The 18,427-nt window shown below is 70.2% G+C and carries 22 protein-coding genes; 21 read left to right on the top strand and 1 reads right to left on the bottom strand.

The annotated features are described in order from the left end of the window. Positions 1-243: 243 nt before the first annotated feature. The 10 genes from EAO70_RS09330 to EAO70_RS37800 all read left to right on the top strand — a co-directional run bounded on the left by EAO70_RS09330 (position 244) and on the right by EAO70_RS37800 (position 6,488). Positions 244-579, top strand: a complete 336-nt coding sequence (locus EAO70_RS09330) for a hypothetical protein (protein WP_148002541.1) — start codon at positions 244-246, stop codon at positions 577-579. A 47-nt stretch (positions 580-626) separates the two neighbouring features. Beyond that, the gene (locus EAO70_RS09325; RefSeq protein WP_148002540.1) at positions 627-848 is read left to right on the top strand and encodes a hypothetical protein; all 222 of its coding nucleotides are present in this window, start codon (positions 627-629) and stop codon (positions 846-848) included. Positions 849-1,002: 154 nt separating this feature from the next. After that, on the top strand, positions 1,003-1,584 hold the full coding sequence (locus tag EAO70_RS09320; RefSeq protein WP_148002539.1) for a DUF4352 domain-containing protein: 582 nt from the start codon (positions 1,003-1,005) through the stop codon (positions 1,582-1,584). A 13-nt stretch (positions 1,585-1,597) separates the two neighbouring features. Further along, positions 1,598-1,885 (top strand): HNH endonuclease signature motif containing protein, encoded by a 288-nt coding sequence (locus tag EAO70_RS09315; protein ID WP_148002538.1) that lies wholly within the window; start codon positions 1,598-1,600, stop codon positions 1,883-1,885. A gap of 1 nt (position 1,886) precedes the next feature. Then, positions 1,887-2,333 carry a hypothetical protein gene (locus EAO70_RS09310; RefSeq protein ID WP_148002537.1) on the top strand — a complete coding sequence of 149 codons (447 nt, stop codon included), beginning with the start codon at positions 1,887-1,889 and terminating at the stop codon, positions 2,331-2,333. Positions 2,334-2,514: 181 nt separating this feature from the next. Beyond that, positions 2,515-2,793, top strand: a complete 279-nt coding sequence (locus EAO70_RS09305; RefSeq protein WP_148002536.1) for a hypothetical protein — start codon at positions 2,515-2,517, stop codon at positions 2,791-2,793. Positions 2,794-2,818: 25 nt separating this feature from the next. Beyond that, a complete protein-coding gene (locus tag EAO70_RS09300) occupies positions 2,819-4,264 on the top strand; it encodes a terminase (protein WP_148002535.1) in 1,446 nt (481 codons plus the stop codon). A gap of 13 nt (positions 4,265-4,277) precedes the next feature. Then, complete coding sequence (locus tag EAO70_RS09295) at positions 4,278-5,585, top strand: phage portal protein (protein ID WP_148002534.1); 1,308 nt, start codon at positions 4,278-4,280, stop codon at positions 5,583-5,585. Beyond that, positions 5,582-6,262: an HK97 family phage prohead protease gene (locus tag EAO70_RS09290; RefSeq protein ID WP_148002533.1), complete on the top strand. Its 681-nt coding sequence runs from the start codon at positions 5,582-5,584 to the stop codon at positions 6,260-6,262. The genes EAO70_RS09295 and EAO70_RS09290 overlap by 4 nt, the downstream gene beginning before the upstream one ends. 88 nt (positions 6,263-6,350) lie before the next feature. Continuing rightward, positions 6,351-6,488, top strand: a complete 138-nt coding sequence (locus EAO70_RS37800) for a hypothetical protein (protein WP_187283814.1) — start codon at positions 6,351-6,353, stop codon at positions 6,486-6,488. Here the strand turns inward: EAO70_RS37800 and EAO70_RS09285 are convergent. Next, the gene (locus EAO70_RS09285) at positions 6,471-6,701 is read right to left on the bottom strand and encodes a hypothetical protein (protein ID WP_148002532.1); all 231 of its coding nucleotides are present in this window, start codon (positions 6,699-6,701) and stop codon (positions 6,471-6,473) included. The genes EAO70_RS37800 and EAO70_RS09285 overlap by 18 nt on opposite strands. Positions 6,702-6,772: 71 nt before the next feature. Here EAO70_RS09285 and EAO70_RS09280 point away from each other — a divergent pair, with 71 nt between their 5' ends. From EAO70_RS09280 to EAO70_RS09230, 11 genes are all read left to right on the top strand, one after another. Continuing rightward, positions 6,773-7,987, top strand: coding sequence for a phage major capsid protein (locus EAO70_RS09280; protein WP_148002531.1), 1,215 nt, complete (start codon positions 6,773-6,775; stop codon positions 7,985-7,987). Positions 7,988-8,047: 60 nt separating this feature from the next. After that, positions 8,048-8,371: a hypothetical protein gene (locus EAO70_RS09275; RefSeq protein ID WP_148002530.1), complete on the top strand. Its 324-nt coding sequence runs from the start codon at positions 8,048-8,050 to the stop codon at positions 8,369-8,371. A gap of 12 nt (positions 8,372-8,383) precedes the next feature. Beyond that, the gene (locus EAO70_RS09270; protein WP_148002529.1) at positions 8,384-8,935 is read left to right on the top strand and encodes a head-tail connector protein; all 552 of its coding nucleotides are present in this window, start codon (positions 8,384-8,386) and stop codon (positions 8,933-8,935) included. 1 nt (position 8,936) lies between these two features. Further along, positions 8,937-9,407 carry a hypothetical protein gene (locus tag EAO70_RS09265; RefSeq protein WP_148002528.1) on the top strand — a complete coding sequence of 157 codons (471 nt, stop codon included), beginning with the start codon at positions 8,937-8,939 and terminating at the stop codon, positions 9,405-9,407. A gap of 30 nt (positions 9,408-9,437) precedes the next feature. Further along, positions 9,438-9,692 carry a hypothetical protein gene (locus EAO70_RS09260; protein ID WP_148002527.1) on the top strand — a complete coding sequence of 85 codons (255 nt, stop codon included), beginning with the start codon at positions 9,438-9,440 and terminating at the stop codon, positions 9,690-9,692. 3 nt (positions 9,693-9,695) lie between these two features. Continuing rightward, positions 9,696-10,682: a phage tail tube protein gene (locus EAO70_RS09255; protein ID WP_148002526.1), complete on the top strand. Its 987-nt coding sequence runs from the start codon at positions 9,696-9,698 to the stop codon at positions 10,680-10,682. Positions 10,683-10,692: 10 nt separating this feature from the next. Beyond that, complete coding sequence (locus EAO70_RS09250; RefSeq protein ID WP_148002525.1) at positions 10,693-11,211, top strand: hypothetical protein; 519 nt, start codon at positions 10,693-10,695, stop codon at positions 11,209-11,211. A 10-nt stretch (positions 11,212-11,221) separates the two neighbouring features. After that, positions 11,222-11,770, top strand: coding sequence for a hypothetical protein (locus EAO70_RS37795; protein WP_187283813.1), 549 nt, complete (start codon positions 11,222-11,224; stop codon positions 11,768-11,770). 73 nt (positions 11,771-11,843) lie between these two features. Next, positions 11,844-15,569, top strand: coding sequence for a hypothetical protein (locus EAO70_RS37790; RefSeq protein WP_187283812.1), 3,726 nt, complete (start codon positions 11,844-11,846; stop codon positions 15,567-15,569). Beyond that, positions 15,569-17,920 carry a LamG domain-containing protein gene (locus EAO70_RS09235; RefSeq protein ID WP_148002523.1) on the top strand — a complete coding sequence of 784 codons (2,352 nt, stop codon included), beginning with the start codon at positions 15,569-15,571 and terminating at the stop codon, positions 17,918-17,920. The genes EAO70_RS37790 and EAO70_RS09235 overlap by 1 nt, the downstream gene beginning before the upstream one ends. Positions 17,921-17,929: 9 nt before the next feature. Beyond that, positions 17,930-18,361: a hypothetical protein gene (locus tag EAO70_RS09230; protein WP_148002522.1), complete on the top strand. Its 432-nt coding sequence runs from the start codon at positions 17,930-17,932 to the stop codon at positions 18,359-18,361. Positions 18,362-18,427: the final 66 nt, after the last annotated feature.

Raw genomic sequence — 18,427 nt, 5'->3', positions numbered from 1 at the left:
CTCTCCCCCGCCCCCGTAGACCCCCCTTCCGAACCTGTAGACGCAGGTCAGACCGACGACGGCGAGACCGTAGACCAGGCGCAGAAGAGGCCGTAGACCACCTGGAGACCGTCCATGAAGCACCTCCGCCGCGCCCTGTACTCCTTCGTCCGGCACGACTACTGCATGATGTGCGGCTGGTGGACCAAGCCCAACTGCGGGCACTGACCTACAACCTCGTTCCGGGCCAGCTACGTTGGGCGGATGAGCACCTACCTCGTGACCGTTCCCGTCGACTTCACCGATGAGCCCAGCACCGACCTCCTCAGCGCCCTGAACGACTCGCTCAGCAAGCACGACCCCCAGCAGAGCACGTTCAACCCCGACGCCTCCCGACAGGAGTTCGTCACCCACGACCCCTCCACGGGGATGCACCTCTTCCGCGTGAAGGTCGACGCTGACGACACGGAAGGCGCCGAAAACAAGGCGCGCGTCCTCGTGAACGGAGCGCTCCTGGACGCCGGCCACACCGTGCTCACCGCCGAGACCGACACCCGCACCATCCACGCTGAGCCCTGGGATGCTGCAGCGGACAAGTAGTCAGCCGCCAGCGGGCGATTCATACAGCGCTACGCCACACTGAGCGCATGGAGTACCTGCAGCCGCCCGCTGGCACCCTCACCACCTCCCTCGCTGCCCTCTCTGCGGGCGTGCAGCCCGCGACCATCCGCGACTGGGTCCGCCGCGGGATTCTCACCCGCTGCGGCGGCACCCCCTTGCGGCCCGTCTACCGCGTCGAGGACGTCCAGGCCGCCCGCGCCGCCGCCAAGCCGACCCGTGCCGGACAGCGCGCCGTCAAGGCCGCTTGACCTGGAGCGATCAATGCGCCACGCTTTCGGCAGACAGCCATGCCCGAAAGCAGACTGCCGCAGACCCCAAGGCCCGCCATCGAGCGGGCCTTCGCCATGTCACGAGACGGCCACACCCGCCCACAGCCTGTGCGCGATCCGGCACGCTGGCCCGATGCGCAGACTCACCACCACCGCCCTTGCGGTCACCGCCGTGGCCCTCTCTCTTACCGCATGCAGCAGCGAGCCGGCCGCCCCCGCAGTCAGCAAGACCAGTACCAGCCCCGAACCCGTGGCAACGACCAGTACCCCCAGCCCCACACCGATGGACACCACGTACACAGTCGGCGAGACCGCGAAGGTCAACGACACCACTAACGGCGTCGTCTTCACCGCCACAGTGATCACTTACACCCAGCCGGCTAAGGGCCCCCAGCCCCCCGACCCCGCCACACAGGGCGGCGATGTCTGGGCAACGGTGGAGGCGAAGATCTGCAACGAGGCCAAGACTGTCACCGTCAGCCAGTTCCCCTGGTCTCTTGCCTACGCCGACGGCACCGTCGTCAAGGTCACCGGGTCGAGCGGCGGCGATATGCCCAAGCCCGAGTTCCCCATGGACGTACCCATCAAGGCCGGCCGCTGCGTCAAGGGCAAGATCCCCTTCCCCGTTATGAGCAACGCCCGGCCTGAGCGCGTCATGTACGCCCCCGAGTCCCTCTCCGACAACCCCGTGGAGTGGACCATCCCCAAGTCTTAGAGAGGCGGCGCCCGTGCCCAGCAACCCCCGCAACGGGCGCCCCTACCGCGACCTGACCGCCCGGCAGCGCGCCCTCCACCTGCCCTGCTGGCTCTGCGGCGGAGACATCAACTACGCGCTCAGGGGACTGGACGCGCAACGCTCACGCTGGGCCTTCACCCTCGACCACCTCATCCCCCTGAGCCGCGGCGGCAGCCTCCTCGACCCCGCCAACGCCCGCTCAGCCCACCGACGGTGCAACTCAGCCAAGGGCAACAGAGCGGGCACCAGAGCCCAGGAGCGGACCGCACGGAGGTGGTGACGTGCTGTACGTCGTCACCGGCCCGCCGGCCGCCGGGAAGTCGTCGTGGATCCAGGCGCACGCCACAGCGCGTGACATCGTCATCGACCTCGACCTGATCGCCGTCGCGCTCACCGGCCCGGGCGCCCCGCAGTGGAACCACGACCCGCTCGTCCAGCGCGTTGCACAGCGTGCACGGTTCGCCGCCATCAAGGAGGCAGAACAGCACCTGGACAAGGTTGACGTGTACCTCATCCACACCCTCCCCGGCGCGAAAGCACTGGTGAAGTACAAGAGGCTCAAGGCCCGGATCATCACCGTCGACCCCGGCCAGGACGTCATCATGACCCGTATCGAGGCCATGCGGTCACCCGAGATGAAGCGCGTCGCCAGCCGCTGGTACCAGGAGCGGCACACCCTCAAGGGCGCGTCACGCAGCGCGATGCCGCAGTCCACTGGCCGGTGGTGACCTCCCCGAATCCGGCTGGTGCCCCGGGGGCCGGCCCGTTCTTTAAGGGGAGGACCGGGCGACCCAAAAGCCCTTCTCGCCCAGTTTTTTACACGGGCTCCATACCTGCTAATCACCCGGTTTGACAGATCGGGTAAATAGCGACTCTCCGTAACCGTCACGCTGCGTCACGGGGGTGCTCATGGCGACCAACGTCGAGGCGACCCAGGCCGAGATCGATCACCTCCGGATCGGACAGTCGGCGCCCGGCCTGGCCCAACTCGCCCTCTCGCTCGCCGCCGCCGTCGACAACCCGGGCAACGTCACTGCGCAGGCGAACGCCGCCCGGGAGCTACGCACCGTGCTGGAGGGGCTGCGGAAGCTGGCCCCGGTGTCGCTGGAGATGGACGCGGTCGACGAGCTGGCCGCGAAGAAGGCCAAGAGGCGGGAGGACGGTCTTGTCCGCGCCCGCCGAGCCTGAGCCGAAGGGCGTCCAGACGCCCCGCGTGTTCACTGCGCCGCCCGCGTTCACGTCGTCCGCGGCCCAGGAGGCCGTGGAGTTGGCCGCGCTGGCCGGCCTGGAGCTGTTCCCCTGGCAGCAGCACGTCCTGGACGTGGGCATGCGGGAGCGGAAGGACGGCAAGTGGGCCGCCTTCGAGTGCTGCGTGAACGTCCCGCGCCAGAACGGCAAGGGCGGTGTGATCGAGGCGCGCGAGCTGGCGGGCCTGTTCCTGCTGGGCGAGCGCCTGATCATCCACTCCGCGCACGAGTTCAAGACCAGCCGGGTCGCGTTCCAGCGGATCCAGTCACTCATCCTCGGCACCCCTGACCTGCGGAAACGCGTCAAGCGGATGCTGAACAACACCACCGAGACGTCCATCACGCTGACCAACGGGCAGAGCTTGCAGTTCATCGCCCGCTCCGGCGGGTCCGGCCGTGGCTGGACCGGGGACTGCAACATCCTCGACGAGGCCATGGCGCTCGGCGACGACGCGATGGGCGCGCTGATGCCGACCATGTCCGCGATCGAGAACCCCCAGCTCTGGTACCACGGCAGCGCCGGCATCGGCGCCCCGTCGGTGCAGCTGGGCCGCCTCCGGCGCCGCGCTCTGGCAGCCCTGGAGGCCGGCGTGCCGGACCCATCACTGGCGTACTTCGAGTGGTCGGTGGACCCGCACGTGGACGAGTGCCGGGCCGACTGCACGGCGCACGACGACTCCGACGACCCGGCGGCCTGGGCGAAGTCGAACCCCAGCCTGGGCTACCTGATCAGCCACGAGTTCGTCCGCAACGAGCGGGCCTCCCTCGGTACCAGCGGCATCTTCGAGCGTGAGCGGCTCGGTGTCGGCTCCTACCCGAGCGACGAGGCCGACACCTGGCAGGTCATCGGCGAGGACGCCTGGCGGTCGCTGGCGGACGCCAAGCCCCCCGCCAAGCCCGGCGACACGGTCGTCTTCACCATCGATGCCACCCCCGAGCGGTCACACGCCGCCATCGCCACGGCCACCCCGTGGCGCGGCGGCACCCACGTCGAGGTACCCGAGCACCGGCCCGGACTGGGCTGGGTGGTGGACCGTGCGGCCGAGCTGCACGCCAAGTGGTCGCCGCGATGCTGGGTCATCGACGGCGGCGGCCCGGCCGGCTCCCTGATCCCCGCGCTCGAGGACCGGCTGGGGATCACCGTGGTGCAGCCCAAGGCCCGGGAGATCGCCCAGGCCTGCGGCCAGTTCTACGACGCGGTCGCCGACCAGTCCCTGTCGCACCTGGACGAGCCGTCCATGGCGGTGGCCCTGGCCGGTGCACAGACCCGTCCGCTGGGCGACGCGTGGGCCTGGGCCCGGCGCAACGTCGGCGTCGACATCAGCCCGCTGGTCGCCTGCACGCTCGCCAAGTGGGGGCTGACGGCCGAGGTCGAAGAGAAGCCCAAGGACATCCTGAGCAACGTGTGGTGAGAGGGGAATCGGCATGAGCTGGTGGTGGCCCTTCCGCCGCAGGCAGCAGCAGCGCGCGATCACGTATCAGGACGTCTGGGGCTCCGGCGCGGACCCCGCTGTCCTGCGGGGCGGCTCGCAGGAGCGGGCCCTGCGCCTGGCGCCCGTGTACGCCGCTACGCGGCTGCTCGCGGACTCCGTGGCGTCCCTGCCCATGAAGACGTTCGTCGTCGCCGGAGAGGAGCGCAGGCCCACTCCGCTGCCCGCCCTGTTCCGGCGCCCGGCCGCGGTCGGCACGCGCTACGACTGGCTGCACCGCGCGGTCACCTCGCTGACGCTGCGGGGCAACGCCTACGGCCTCATCGTCGCCACGGACGGCGCGGGCTGGCCCTCGCAGATCGAGTGGCTGCACCCGGACGATGTGTCGATCGAGGACAACTTCGCCGCGGTCCCGGTCTGGTACTACAAGGGCCGGCGCCTCGAGGACGGGCAGATGTTCCACATCCCGGCCTACACGCTGCCCGGGCAGATCCTCGGCCTGTCCCCGATCGGCTACCTGATGGTGACCACGGAGACAGGCCTGCTGGCCCAGCAGTTCGGCCGGGACTGGTTCGCCAACGGCTCCACCCCGGCGGCCGTCCTGGAGACCGATCAGGAGGTCTCCAAAGAGGCGGCCACCGTCCTGAAGGCCCGGTTCAAGGAGGCCGCAGCCGCGCGCGACGTGGTCGCCCTGGGCGGCGGCGTGAAGTACCGGCCCATCTCGGTGCCGGCCGACGAGTCGCAGTTCCTGGAGACCATCAAGGCCACCGCCAACCAGATCGCCGCCTGGTACGGCGTACCGCCCGAGAAGGTCGGCGGCGAGACCGGCGGCAGCCTCACCTACAACACGGTCGAGCAGAACAGCATCGACCTCGCCACCTGGACGTTCCGCCCCTGGCTGGCCCGCCTGGAGCAGGCGTTCTCCCTCCTGCGGCCGCCGGTCGAGGAGGTGACGTTCAACGCCGACGCGATGATCCGCACCGACCTGAAGTCCCGGTATGAGGCGCACGGCATGGCGCTCGACCAGGGCTGGCGCAACCGCGACGAGGTCCGCGCCATCGAGAACGAGGCGCCCCTGCCGAACGGCCTGGGCCAGACGTACCTGCCGCTGTCCTCGGCGATGTCCGTCAGCCTCGACCCCGAGCAGGCCAACGCCCGCAACATCGTCGAGATGATCCAGAAGGTCGGCACCGGCGTGGGCGTCATGCTCACCGCCGACGAGGCCCGCACGATCCTCAACTCCGCCGGCGCCAGACTCACCGGCCTCTACCAGGCCCCCACGCCCCCGGAGGGACAACCATGACCGAGCAGGAACGCCGGTTCACGCGCGGCCTCGTGGAGGTCCGCGCGGCCAGCGGCAGCAGGACGATCGGCGGGTACGCGGCGAAGTACAACACCCTGTCGCGGAACCTGGGCGGGTTCGTCGAGCGGATCGACCCTGGGTTCTTCGCCAAGAGCGAGGGTGACGGCTGGCCGGAGGTCCTGGCCCGCTACAACCACGACGACAACCGGCTCCTCGGTACGAGCGAGGCGGGGACACTGCGGCTGGCCACCGACGGCACCGGCCTCGACTACGCCGTGGACGTGCCCGCCTCCCGCGAGGACGTCTACGAGCTCGTCCAGCGCGGCGACGTCCGCCGGTCCAGCTTCGCGTTCTACACCTTCACCGACGACTGGGGCATGACCGACCAGGGGTTCCCCGTCCGGACGCTGCTGTCCGGCGCCCTGGTCGACGTCGCCCCCGTGAACACCCCCGCGTACCTGGACACCTCAACCGGGCTCAGGTCGCTCGCCACGAAGGCGGGCGCCGAGCTGGACGAGGTCCGGACCGCGGCCGACGAGAACGCGCTGCGCCGCTTCCTGGAGAAGCCGCAGCCCACCGTCATCGACTTGGCGCCAGCGAGCGGGCAGGGCGACCCCCACCCGCYGCTGGCGCTGCGGCAGCGGCGCGCCGAACTGATGAAGCGCCGCACCTTCTGAGGCAGGGCGACCCCCACCTCGACACCCCACCCACCACACACCCCGGCCGGACGGTCGCGGGTGTCGTCGTCTTGCCCAGGAGGGCACCGTGACCGATCTGATCAAGCGGCTGCAGGAACGCCGCGCCAACGTGTGGGAGCAGGCCAAGGAGCTCCTCGACGCCGCCGAGAAGCGGGGCGGAGCATGGGCGCGGTGGCCGTGCCCTTGGTCAGGTCACGGAAGCTGACCCCGCTCGGGGCGGCGATGTCGACGCCGCCTTGGTCAGGTCACGGAAGCTGACCCCGCTCGGGGCGGCGATGTCGACGCCGCGCATCTCGCCGCGGGCCCAGCGCCGCAGCTCGCTGTCCCGCTTGTCGGCGACCGGGGCGGTCTCCGGTTTGGCCAGCAGGCCGGCGAACGCCGCCTCGGGCCGCACCTTCTGAGGCAGGGCGACCCCCACCTCGACACCCCACCCACCACACACCCCGGCCGGACGGTCGCGGGTGTCGTCGTCTTGCCCAGGAGGGCACCGTGACCGATCTGATCAAGCGGCTGCAGGAACGCCGCGCCAACGTGTGGGAGCAGGCCAAGGAGCTCCTCGACGCCGCCGAGAAGCGGGGCGGAGCATGGGAGGGCGAGGAGGAGCAGAAGTACCAGCGCCTCAACGCCGACCTCGACGCGATCGACCTGCGCGTCAAGGACATGGCCGACGCCGAGCAGCGCGCCAAGGACGCCGAGGCGGCGTTCGCCGGCCTGCTGGCCAAACCGGAGACCGCCCCGGTCGCCGACAAGCGGGACAGCGAGCTGCGGCGCTGGGCCCGCGGCGAGATGCGCGGCGTCGACATCGCCGCCCCGAGCGGGGTCAGCTTCCGTGACCTGACCAAGGGCACGGCCACCGCGGGTGGCAACACGGTCCCCACCACGTTCTACGGCCAGCTCATGGCCCACCTCATCGAGGTGTCCGGCGTGATGATGGCCGGCCCGACCGTCCTCAACACCGCGAGCGGCGAGACCATCGAGGTCCCCGTCACCACGGCGCACTCCTCGGCGGCCCTCACGGCGGAAGCCGCGGCCATCACGGAGTCCGACCCGGCGTTCGCGAAGCGGACCCTGGGCGCCTACAAGTACGGCGTCCTGCTCCAGGCCTCCTCGGAGCTACTCTCCGACACGGGCGTGGACCTCGAGGGGTACCTCGCCATGCAGGCCGGCCGCGCGCTGGGCAACGCGTTCGGCGTCCACGCGGTCACCGGCGACGGCTCGTCGAAGCCGACCGGCATCGTCACCTCCGCGTCGACCGGCAAGACCGGCGGCACCGGTGTGGCGGGCGCGTTCACCGCGGACGACCTGATCGACCTGTACTACAGCGTCATCGCGCCGTACCGGAACTCCACCTCGTGCGGCTGGATGATGCGCGACGCGACCCTCGCGGCGGCGCGGAAGCTGAAGGACTCCCAGGGCCAGTACCTGTGGCAGCCGTCCATCCAGCTCGGCACCCCGGACACCCTGCTGAGCAAGCCGGTCCACACCGACCCGAACGTGGCCGCCGTCGCGACCACCGCGAAGTCGGTCATCTTCGGTGACTTCTCCGCCTACTTCGTCCGCATGGCGGGCGGGGTCCGGTTCGAGCGCTCCGACGACTACGCCTTCAACAGCGACCTCGTCACCTACCGGGCGATCATCCGGGCCGACGGCCTGACCGTCGACCAGACCGGCGCGCTGAAGGTCTTCGCCGGCGCTGCCACCTGATCCCACCCCGCGGGGCGGCGCCCACTGGCGCCGCCCCCACCCACTCGAACGGAGACGACCATGCGCGTGCGTATGAAGGCCACCCTGTCCGGCACCCACGACGGCCAGCCCTGGCCGGAGCGAGGTGGCCATGTCGACCTCGCCGAGGACGAGGCCCAGCACCTCATCAAGGCGGGGCTCGCCGAGGAGCACACCGAGCCGGTCACCACCGACGAGCCGGAGACGCCGGAGACACCGGAGACACCGGAGACGCCGGAGACGCCGGAGACGCCGGAGACGCCGGAGACGCCGGAGGAGAACGAACCGCCCGTCGAGACGGCCACCCTGCCCGACACAGCGGAGAAGGCCGTGCCCACCGGCCGGCGCCGCAACCAGACGAAGTAGGGCGGTACAGCCATGGCCCTCATCACCCTGGCCGAGGCGAAAGACCAGCTGGACCTCGACAGCGACGATCACGACACCGAGCTCACGCGGTACATCAACGCACTGACGGCCCCCATCGAGCGGTACGTGGGCCCGGTGGAGAACCGCGAGGTCGCCGAGGTGATCGAGGGCCGCTCGCCCACCCTGTGCCTCAGCAGCATCCCCGCGGTGTCGATCGCCTCGATCGTGCCTGTACTCAGCACCGGGCAGGCCATCACGGTCAACGAGGTCCACCTCGACGGAGCCACGGGCATCGTCCGGCGCCTGAACGGCGGCACCTTCCGCGGCGGCCTGTGGACCGTCACCTACACCGCCGGCCGGACCACCGTGCCCGACACGATCAAGCTGGCCGCGCTCATCCTCCTCCAGCACCTGTGGCGTACCCAGTACGGCGCCGCCCGGGGCGGGTCCGGAGGCGGGGACGACTACGACGTCAACGAGCCCATCGTCGGCTGGGGCTACGCAATCCCCAACCGCGTGCTCCAGCTCCTGGAGCCGTACAAGGTCCCGCCGGCGGCGGCCTGAGATGGCGACCACCTCCCGCGTCCCCGCGGCCGTCAACGCGCTCCTCGCCCTCCTGAAGGCCGCCCCCGCACTCGCCGGTGTCCGGATCGTCGACGGCCCGCCTTCGGTCAACCTCACCGAACGCAGGGTGCTGTACGTCGGCTGGCAGCGGGGCTCCGACCTCGCCGTCAGCCTCGAACAGGACTTCAACGCCGCCGGCGCCCGGACCCGCGACGAGACCTTCGTCATCGGCGGGTACATCGAGTCCCGCAGCGGCGACAAGGACGCGGCCGCACTCCACCGCGACCGGGCCTTCGAGATCCTCGCCGCCGTCGAGGACGCCCTGCGCGCGACCGACGCAGCGCCCACCGCACCGACCCTGAACAACACCGTCCTGTGGGCGCACATCGTCACGGGCGACCTGTTCCAGGAGCAGAGCGAGGGCACCCTCGTCGGGCTCAACTTCTCCGTGGCCTGCCGCGCCCGCATCTGAGCATCCACCCCCATGAACAGGAGTACAGCCATGGCGCGAGTGCGCTACATCGGACCGGAGCCGGTCACCGTGCCCGAGCTCGGCGAACGACTGATCCAGCCCGACGAGGTCGTCGAGGTCCCCGACGCCCGCTTCGAGGGCTACGTCTGCCAGACCACGAACTGGAAGGCCATCGAGGAGCCCGGCAGCCACCGAGGCGAGCACGGCCCGGAGACGGTCTCGTTCAGCCCGGCGCAGGACGCCGTGGCCGCCCCGAAGAAGAGCACCACGAAGAGGGAGGGCTGATCCATGGCGATCGGATCCGGACTCGGCGCGCAGATCGGTATCGCGCCCGAGGTCACCTACGGCACCTACGTGGCGCCGACGAAGTTCCCCGAGTTCACCAAGCACTCGCTCGTCCTGAAGAAGACGACGGCGCAGTCCGCCGGCGTCGCGGCTGGGCGGCTGATGGCCCTCTCGTCGCGGCGTGTGGTGACGCAGCGGGAGGTGTCGGGCAGCATCGACCTGGAGGTCGCCAACCGCGGCATGGGCCTGTTCCTCCAGGCGCTCATGGGGACGACGGTCACCCCCGTCCAGCAGGCTGCTACGGCGGCCTACCTCCAGACGCACATCCTGGCCGACACCTGGGGCAAGAGCCTGACGATCCAGGCCGGCATCCCCATGACGACCGGCACCGTCACCGACAAGACCTTCGTCGGCTGCAAGGTCATCTCGGCGGAGTTCAGCTGCGAGGTCGGCGGCATGCTGACCGCCACCTTCGAGATCGACGGCAAGGACTGCGACGAGACCAAGACCCTCGCCGTCGCGAGCTACTCGGCGGCCAGCCCGTTCCACTTCGGGCAGATGGGTCTCAAGTACGGCAGCTACGGCTCGGAGACCGCGCTCGACGGCGTGCGCAAGGTGTCCGTGAAGTTCGAGCGCCCGCAGGCCACCGACCGCTACTACGCCAACGGGTCCGCGCTGAAGGCCCAGCCGATCCTGAACGAGCTGACCAAGGTCTCGGTCTCGATCGAGCAGGACTACGTGGCGACCACGATCGACGACCTGCACACCAGCGACGCCGCGACGTCTCTCGTCTGGGAGTTCATCGGTCCGGAGATCGCGCCGACCTACCCCGAGACGTTCCGGGTCAAGCTGCCGGCCACCAAGGTCGACGACACGCCTCCGACGGTCGACGGCCCCAGCGTGGTCAGGACCAGCTACAACCTGACCGCCCTGTACGACGGGACCAACCCGGTCGCCATCGAGTACGTGTCCGCCGACACCGCTCTGTAGGAGGCGCCCGATGGCCGTCAGGTCCGTACAGATCACCGGAACCGGCCAGCTGCTCGACCTGTCCCGCCGGCTGCGTCACGCCGGCGGGCCCCGGCTGCGCGCCAACCTGCAGCGGCGGGTCAGGCGCGCGGCCGAGCCGCTGCACCGCGACATGCAGCAGACCATCAGGAACCTGCCCATCAGGGCCGAGCCGAGGAAGGCCGGAAGCCGGGGCGGGGCATCGCCGACGAGCCGACCGCTTCGGGCAACGATCGCGGCTGCGGTCCGCATCTCGGTCCGCACCAGCAGCACCCCCGGTGCCCGGGTCTGGGTCGACCGATCTGCCCTCCCGTCCGACCTGGAGTCCATGCCGCTGGTGATGAACAACCCCACGGGGCGCATCCGTCACAAGGTCTTCGGCAACCGAAAGCGCTGGGTCAACCAGTGGACCACCCCCCTGTGGTGGGACAAGACGGTGGCCCACCACACCCCCCGCATGCGTGCCGAAGTCGAACGTGTCCTCGCCGACGTCCGGCGCGACCTCACCTAGGAGCTTCCCCTTGATCATCGTGCACACCCCCGAAGGCGGCGAGGTCGAGCGGTTCGACGTCCGCAGCGTCCGCACGTCCGAGGCCTCGATCATCACCCGCCTGATCTCGGGCGACCTGTCCTGGGCGCAGGTCAAGGCCCGGGTCGAGGACGGTGACCCGGAGGTCATGTGCGCCGTCGCCTTCGTCATCAAGAAGCGGTCCGAGCCGGCGCTGCGCATCGACGACTTCGACCCGGTCGCCGACGAGCTCCAGGCGAAGTGGGACCACAAGGAGATCGACATCTGGGCCCAGATCGCGGCCGAGCGTCTCACCACGTTCGACGGCCCGGTCGAAGCGGCCCGGCCGGCCCTGGCCATGGTGCTCGACGCCGCCGACGACAGGGACTACGCCGAGGTCGTGATCGAGCGGGTGCTGGCGGGAAAATTCCCCCCCGCCCCCGACGAGACGACCAGCGGCGGCGGCAAGTCGAAGAACGCAGCGTCGACCGCCTTCGAGCCGAGTACCTCGGGCTCTTCGCCCACCTCCTCCACATCGACGGAAGCCGACTCGACGACCTGAGGGCCGACGACTTCGAGGTCTACATCGAGTGGATCGAGCAACACCTAGCCCAGCAGCAAGGAGGCGGTGACTGATGTCCGAGCGCCTGACCTTCACCCTTGAGGGCCGCGACCAGCTGTCCCGGATCCTGGGCCACGCGGGCGACTCCGCCGAGCGGCTGCGCCGGTCCATGGAGGACGCCTCCGACGGATCCGGGCAGGCCATCCTCACCCTCACCCAGGACGCCGACGGCCGGCTGCGGGACCTGGAGGGGAGGTTCATCTCCACGGCGGACGCGGCCGCGCTCATGGGCCACCGCACCGGCGAGGCCTCCCGCCCGGTCGCCGACTGGTCCCGGGTAGCGGACGAGGCCAGCCGTGCCGGTGCTGAACTCCGCGCCTCGCTGATCAGCCTCCTCCCTGCCGCCATCCCCATGGCGGCCGCCATCGCGCCGATCGCAGCGTCGACGGCCGCCGCCGGCGCGGGCCTGGCCGTGTTCGGGCTCGCCGCCGGCCGCCAGGTCGCGGCGATGACCGAGGCTGCCGAGGCGGAGAAGAAGTACACGGACGCCGTCGCGCAGTCCGGGGCCCGCTCGCAGGAGGCGGCCAAGGCGCAGGTCGCCTACGCCAAGCACATGGCGACCCTGCCTCCCGCCACCCGGGAGGCGGCGGCCGCCCTGTCCGTGTTCAAGGACGCCTACGCCGACTGGTCCGACTCCCTCGCCGCGGACACCACCGCGCCGCTGATCAAGGGCATGGGCACGCTGCAGGGCATCTTCCCCAAGCTGACGCCCAGCGTGAAGGGGGCGTCCGAGCAGCTGGACCGCGTGGTCACCCTCGCGGGCGGCGGCGTCGCCAGCCCCGGCTTCGACGCCTTCATGGCCAAGTTCGACACCTGGACGACAGGCGCTCTCACCCGGGCCACGGACGGGCTGGTGCACCTGCTGCGGGTGACGAGCGAGGGCGACGGCGGCGGACTCGGCGACTTCATGGACTGGGCCCGGCAGCAGGGCCCGGCCGTGTCCGCGACTCTGCAGGATCTGGGTCGCGCGCTGCTGAACGTGCTGGAGGCCGGCGCCGAGGTCGGCGTCGGCATGCTCGACGTCGTGCAGGTGCTGAGCCGTCTGGTGTCCGCGGTACCGCCGGAGGCGCTCACGACGATGCTGCAGCTGGCGATCGCGATCAAGGCGGTCAGCCTGGCCGTGGCCGGGGCCTCGGCCGCGAAGGTCGCGATGGCGGCGTTCGGCGCGCAGATCATGACCATGCGGGCCGCGGCCGCCGGTGCACCGGGTCCGCTCGCGGCGGCAGGTGCCGCGATCACCGGGCTGTCGCGTACCGCGAAGATTGCTCTGGCGGGCACCGGTATCGGTCTGCTGGTCATCGCCCTGACCGAGCTGTCGCAGGCCGGCAAGGAAGCGCCGCCGGACGTGGACAAGCTGACCGGCTCGCTCAAGGAACTCGGCTCGACGGGCAGGGTCACCGGCGAGGCGGCGAGGGCGTTCGGCTCCGACCTCAGCGGCCTGTACGACAAGGTCCGCTCCCTGACCGACCCGTCCACCACCGACCAGGTCCAGCAGTGGATCGTCACCCTCGGCGGCCTCGGCTCCTGGGACTCGACCCCGGTGAAGGAGGGCAAGGAGAACCTCGACGCCGTCGACAAGGCGCTGGCCGGCATGGTGTCCAGCGGCAATGCCGACCTCGCGGCCGCGGCGCTGCGGGAGCTGACCGCGCAGTACGGCGAGGGTGGCCGGGACACCGCGCAGTTCACGCAGCAGCTGGACGACTACGAGGCCGCGATCGCCGACGCCGCGTTCGAGCAGCGGCTCGCGGCCCAGGCGATGGGTCTCTTCGGCGACCAGGCCGTGGCGACGCAGCAGAAGCTGGACGCCCAGAAGATGGCGGCCGACGGCCTGAGGCAGAGCATCCACGCTCTCAACCAGGCCCACCTGATCGCCCGGGGCGGGATCCGCGGCATGGAGGCCGCGATCGACGCGGCGTCCGAAGCGGTGAAGAACAACGGGGCGACCCTCGACAACAACACCGCGAAGGGCCGCGCGAACAACCAGGCGCTCGACGACCTCGCCAACGCCACGATGAAGGCGGTCGAGGCCAAGTACGAGGAGACCGGGTCCTGGTCTCAGTCGATGGCCATCTACGACCGCGGCCGCGGGCAGCTCGTCGCCCTCGCCACCCAGATGACCGGCAACGAGCAGGCGGCCAAGAAGCTGGCCGACCAGATCCTTCGCACCCCGAACAAGACGGCGATGCTGAAGGGCAACCTGGAGGATCTGCAGGCCAAGCTGGCCGACGCGAAGAAGCGCCTGGCTTCGGTGCCGGACAGCAAGAAGGCCGCGATCCGGGCGGAGATCAGCCAGCTCGAAGCGCAGGTGTCCCGCGCCAAGGGCGCGATCGCCTCCGTCCAGGGCAAGACCGTCTCCGTCATGGTGCAGTACCGGACGTCCCACAGCGGCGCGAGCGACTTCACCAAGTCCATCGGCGGCTACGCCGGCGGCGGTAGCCCGCGGCCCGGTGAGACGTTCTGGGTGGGCGAGGACGGTCCCGAGCTGATGACGCTCGGCCGCGGCGGTGGCGCCCGGGTGTACGACCACCGCACGTCCATGAGCATGGTCGGGCAGGCCGGCGCCGGGCAGGACGCGGGCGCCGGTCTGGTGGCCGGCATGCTGGGCTCCCGCGCCGGGGTCGAGCAGGCCGCGCGCGGCATGGCTGCCGGCGTCGAGGCGGGTGTCCGGGCGGAGCTGCAGATCGCCAGCCCCTCCAAGAAGATGATGTCCCTGATGAAGGACGTCCGGGACGGCATCATCCGCGGTCTGACCGGTTCGAAGTCCCAGATCCAGGCCACGGCGGCAGACCTCAACAGCGACATCTGGAAGGCGTGGGAGGGACAGAAGACCGCCAAGGACAGCAACCTCGTCAAGCTGGTCAACCGCGAGCACGACAAGCTGCAGAGACTGGCCAGCAAGCGGGACGCGCTCGCCTCGAAGATCACGAACGCGCAGAACCTGCTGAAGTCCCGGATCTCGGAGCAGGCGAACTACCGCGCCAGCGTCCGATCCACCGCCCAGGGCGCGTCGTCGCTGTCCAGCCTCGGTCTCGAGCAGAAGGAGGTCACGGCCGGGTCGATCCGCGCGGGCCTCCAGCAGAAGCTCGTGAAGGTCAGGCAGTTCAACCGGTACATCACGATGCTGGCGAAGAAGGGCCTGAACAAGAACCTCCTCCGCCAGCTCCTCGCCATGGGGCCCGAGGAGGGATTCGCCTACGCTGCTGCCCTGGCTGGCATGACTGGGACCGAGTTCAAGCAGGTCAACTCGATCCAGAAGCAGCTCGACACTGAGGCCGATTCTCTCGGCCGCACCGGTGCCAAGACGCTGTACGACGCCGGGGTGAACAGCGCCAAGGGGCTCGTGCAGGGGCTCCAGTCCCAGCAGACGGCGATCGAGAAGCAGATGCTCGCGATCGCCAAGGGCATGGAGCGTGCGATCAAAAAGGCCCTCGGCATCAAGTCGCCGAGCGTGGTCGGGCAGGCCATCGGCCTGAACTTCGGCCAGTCCATCGGAGGCGGCGCGCTCGCGTCCCTGCCGACGGTCGGCCGCGCGGTCGATGCCGTCGCCGAGCGCATGGCCGGCATGCGTCCCAGTTCGGGACGGCCGGCCGCTGGCGTAGCGGCTGGCGCCGCGGCGGGCGCGGCGCAGGTGAACAACTGGTACGTGCAGACCCTTGAGCCGGGTGAAGCTGCGAGGGCTATCCAGAAGGTGCTGCTGGCCGACAAGCGGGCCAGCGGCGGAGTCTCACGGGGGTTCTGATGGGCAGCGGAAGTCTGACGGTGCAGGCGGGGTTCGGCTACTCGCCTGTCGCATCCGACATCACGTGGACCGACATCACAGGGCGTGTGGTGCTCTCGGCGACCGAGGGGATCACCATCACCCGCGGCGCTGCCGACGAGCTCGCCGACATCCAGACCGGCACCCTGCGCATGACCTTGGCCAACGATGACGGCGCCCTCACCCCTGGGCGGGCGTCGTCTCCCTACTACCCGAACGTGCGCCGCAACTGCCCGCTCAGGGTCATCACCACGGTCCGTGGAGGGAAGAACTACCTGGCCCAGCCCGGGTTCGAGGTCGACGACGCTAGCTGGGAGGCACCGTGGGGGGCCGCCCCGCACAACGCCGGACCGGACACGACCCACGTGAAGTCGGGGACGTTCGCCCACAAGATCGAGTGGGAGGCGGCGGGGACCGGCGGCATCCTGCAGTGCCCGCTGTACGGGCTCACGATCGGCGTGCCCTACACCGCGAGCGTCTACGTCTGGGTGCCGGCCGGTGACCCGGCCGTCCGCCTCGACATCGACGGCGCCACCATCGGGTCCGCGTCCACGATCACGGGGAACTGGCAGCGAATCTCCGTCACGTGGACCACCACCGCGGCGGCACATACCCTGCGGATCACCACGACGACCACGTCACCGGTCCTCGGCGACATGGTGTGGATGGACGAGGGCCAGGTCGAAGAGGGCTCGTCCCCCACGGCCTGGTCGTCGACGGCCGCCACGCACCACCCCCGGTTCTACGGGATGGTCACGAACTGGCCGGTCACCTGGCACGGCCTGGACTCCCGGGTCGCTCTCGTCGCCAGCGACATCATGAAGTGGCTCTCCCGCCGCCCCGCTCTCGGACCGATGCTCGTCGAGGAGATCCAGGGCGACGAGGCCAAGCTGTACTACCCGCTGTCCGAGCCGGAGAGCAGCACGTCCGGCGGAGACCAGTCCGGCTACGCGCGGCCGTCCATGACGATCAAGCAGTCGGGGGCCGGCGGAACGCTGACGTTCGGCAGCGGTGTCGGCCCCCCGTCTGACGAGCTGCCGACACCGGTCTTCAGCCCGTCCTCGGCGTCGGCGGGGAAGTACCTCCAGTGTCTTGTCGCACCGCTGCTCACCTCCAGTGGCAGCACCGGCAACCCCATCCCCGGGGACCAGGTGTACGAGGCGTGGTTCTCCACGTCCACGTCCGGCCGCGTCATCATGACCTGGTCGGCCGGCTTCGCCGCGGCCTTCGACAACGGCATCCGGTTCCACCTGGAGTCGGGCACCGGGAAGCTGCAGATCACCGAGTTCTACAGCTTCGGGCCGACGACGATCACCGTCGCGACACCGAACCTGGCGGACGGGAATCCGCATCACCTGGTGTGGGACGAGGCCGGGCACGACGTGTGGGTGGACGGTGTCCAGTACGCCGTCGCAACCAGCACGTGGCAGGACCGAATCATCCTCACCGTCGGGGCCACCGAGACTGGTGGCAGCCTGTGGGCGGGGGCCATCTGCCACGTCGCGGCCTACGTCCGGCTCAGCGGCTTCCCCGCGGTGTCGGAGATCGTCGAGCACTACGCCGCCGGCATGACCGGGCATGCCGGCGAGTCCTCGTGGATCCGGGCGTACCGGCTCGCCGGGTACGCCAAGATCCCCGGCGTCATCCCGCAAGGCACCTTCTCCGCCGTGGCGTCGCAGGGGACGCTGGGGTCATCGCCGCTGTCGCACCTCCAGGACATCGAGCGCACGGAGAACGGCCGGCTCTTCGCCGACCGCGCAACCCCCCGGCTCGTCTTCGCATCCAGGAGCGTGCGCTACAACCCGACGGTCCTCGCCACCCTGTCCTACGCCGACCTCGAGACCGACGGCGTGCAGTACTCCGACGACGACCAGAAGCAGGTCAACCTCGTCACCGCGACCCGCCCGGGCGGTGCCACGCAGCGGGTGCAGGACCCGGACTCCATCGCCCTCGACGGCGTCGCCGAGCAGCAGCTCACCCTGCTCAAGACCACCGACGCCGAAGTCGTGGATGCCGCGACCTGGCTGATCATCCGGTTCGCCGACCCTCAGCCCGAGATCCGGCAGATCCCGGTCCAGGCCGCCACACTCCCGCTCGCCACATACCGGGCGCTGCTCAACGCGGACATCTCCTCCGCCATCACTGTCCTCGACCTACCCGACGAGGCACCCACGCCCACCGCAACCTCGACCGTCGAGGGCTACGTCGAGCAGATCCGACAGGCCCAGCACAACCTCGACTTCTACGCCAGCCGCGCCGACCTCGGCGCCGTCTGGGTCCTCGACGACCCCATCTACAGCGTCCTGGGCACCACCACCCGACTCGCCTACTGAGAGGCCTTCATGGGAGCGATCACCCGGGCGGAGAGCTACTACAACCCGCCTCCGCCCATGCCTTCCGACGCCTGGGACCACGAGCCCCCGTCGATGCGCGTGGTCCGCTGGTACGAGATGCGGGCCCAGCGCCGGCTGCCCGTCACCGACGCGGTCCTCCTCGGCCAGCCGCTCTACGCCCAGATCAACCACGGCCGCTGGGTCGCGAACTGCAGCTGCATGTCAGCACAGATCGTCACCCCGGCCGACCCGCGCATGTGGTGCGTGGAGTGCCATACCGGCTGGTGGCAGGTCGTCTTCCCTGCCGACGTGGATGCCGTCGAGCAGCAGCTCCTCGACCTGCCGGTGTCTTCCCTGCCGACGTGGATGCCGTCGAGCAGCAGCTCCTCGACCAGCCGGTATGGCACTCCACGCACCACATGCGCGGGTCGGCCGGGGTGACGATCTGTGCTGACATGCAGCTGCAGTTCGCGACCCAGCGGCCGTGGTTGATCTGGGCGTAGAGCG

The organism is Streptomyces sp. adm13(2018), assembly GCF_008042145.1.
Classification (GTDB): Bacteria; Actinomycetota; Actinomycetes; order Streptomycetales; family Streptomycetaceae; genus Streptomyces.
This window is presented reverse-complemented; position numbering and strand designations above follow the sequence as displayed.

Bases quoted from the DNA above. Each gene is read 5' to 3' on its own strand.
- EAO70_RS09330 (WP_148002541.1), top strand. From the start codon at position 244: ATGAGCACCTACCTCGTGACCGTTCCCGTCGACTTCACCGATGAGCCC.
- EAO70_RS09325 (WP_148002540.1), top strand. From the start codon at position 627: ATGGAGTACCTGCAGCCGCCCGCTGGCACCCTCACCACCTCCCTCGCT.
- EAO70_RS09320 (WP_148002539.1), top strand. From the start codon at position 1,003: ATGCGCAGACTCACCACCACCGCCCTTGCGGTCACCGCCGTGGCCCTC.
- EAO70_RS09305 (WP_148002536.1), top strand. From the start codon at position 2,515: ATGGCGACCAACGTCGAGGCGACCCAGGCCGAGATCGATCACCTCCGG.
- EAO70_RS09295 (WP_148002534.1), top strand. From the start codon at position 4,278: ATGAGCTGGTGGTGGCCCTTCCGCCGCAGGCAGCAGCAGCGCGCGATC.
- EAO70_RS09275 (WP_148002530.1), top strand. From the start codon at position 8,048: ATGCGCGTGCGTATGAAGGCCACCCTGTCCGGCACCCACGACGGCCAG.
- EAO70_RS09270 (WP_148002529.1), top strand. From the start codon at position 8,384: ATGGCCCTCATCACCCTGGCCGAGGCGAAAGACCAGCTGGACCTCGAC.
- EAO70_RS09265 (WP_148002528.1), top strand. From the start codon at position 8,937: ATGGCGACCACCTCCCGCGTCCCCGCGGCCGTCAACGCGCTCCTCGCC.
- EAO70_RS09260 (WP_148002527.1), top strand. From the start codon at position 9,438: ATGGCGCGAGTGCGCTACATCGGACCGGAGCCGGTCACCGTGCCCGAG.
- EAO70_RS09255 (WP_148002526.1), top strand. From the start codon at position 9,696: ATGGCGATCGGATCCGGACTCGGCGCGCAGATCGGTATCGCGCCCGAG.
- EAO70_RS09250 (WP_148002525.1), top strand. From the start codon at position 10,693: ATGGCCGTCAGGTCCGTACAGATCACCGGAACCGGCCAGCTGCTCGAC.
- EAO70_RS37790 (WP_187283812.1), top strand. From the start codon at position 11,844: ATGTCCGAGCGCCTGACCTTCACCCTTGAGGGCCGCGACCAGCTGTCC.
- EAO70_RS09235 (WP_148002523.1), top strand. From the start codon at position 15,569: ATGGGCAGCGGAAGTCTGACGGTGCAGGCGGGGTTCGGCTACTCGCCT.
- EAO70_RS09230 (WP_148002522.1), top strand. From the start codon at position 17,930: ATGGGAGCGATCACCCGGGCGGAGAGCTACTACAACCCGCCTCCGCCC.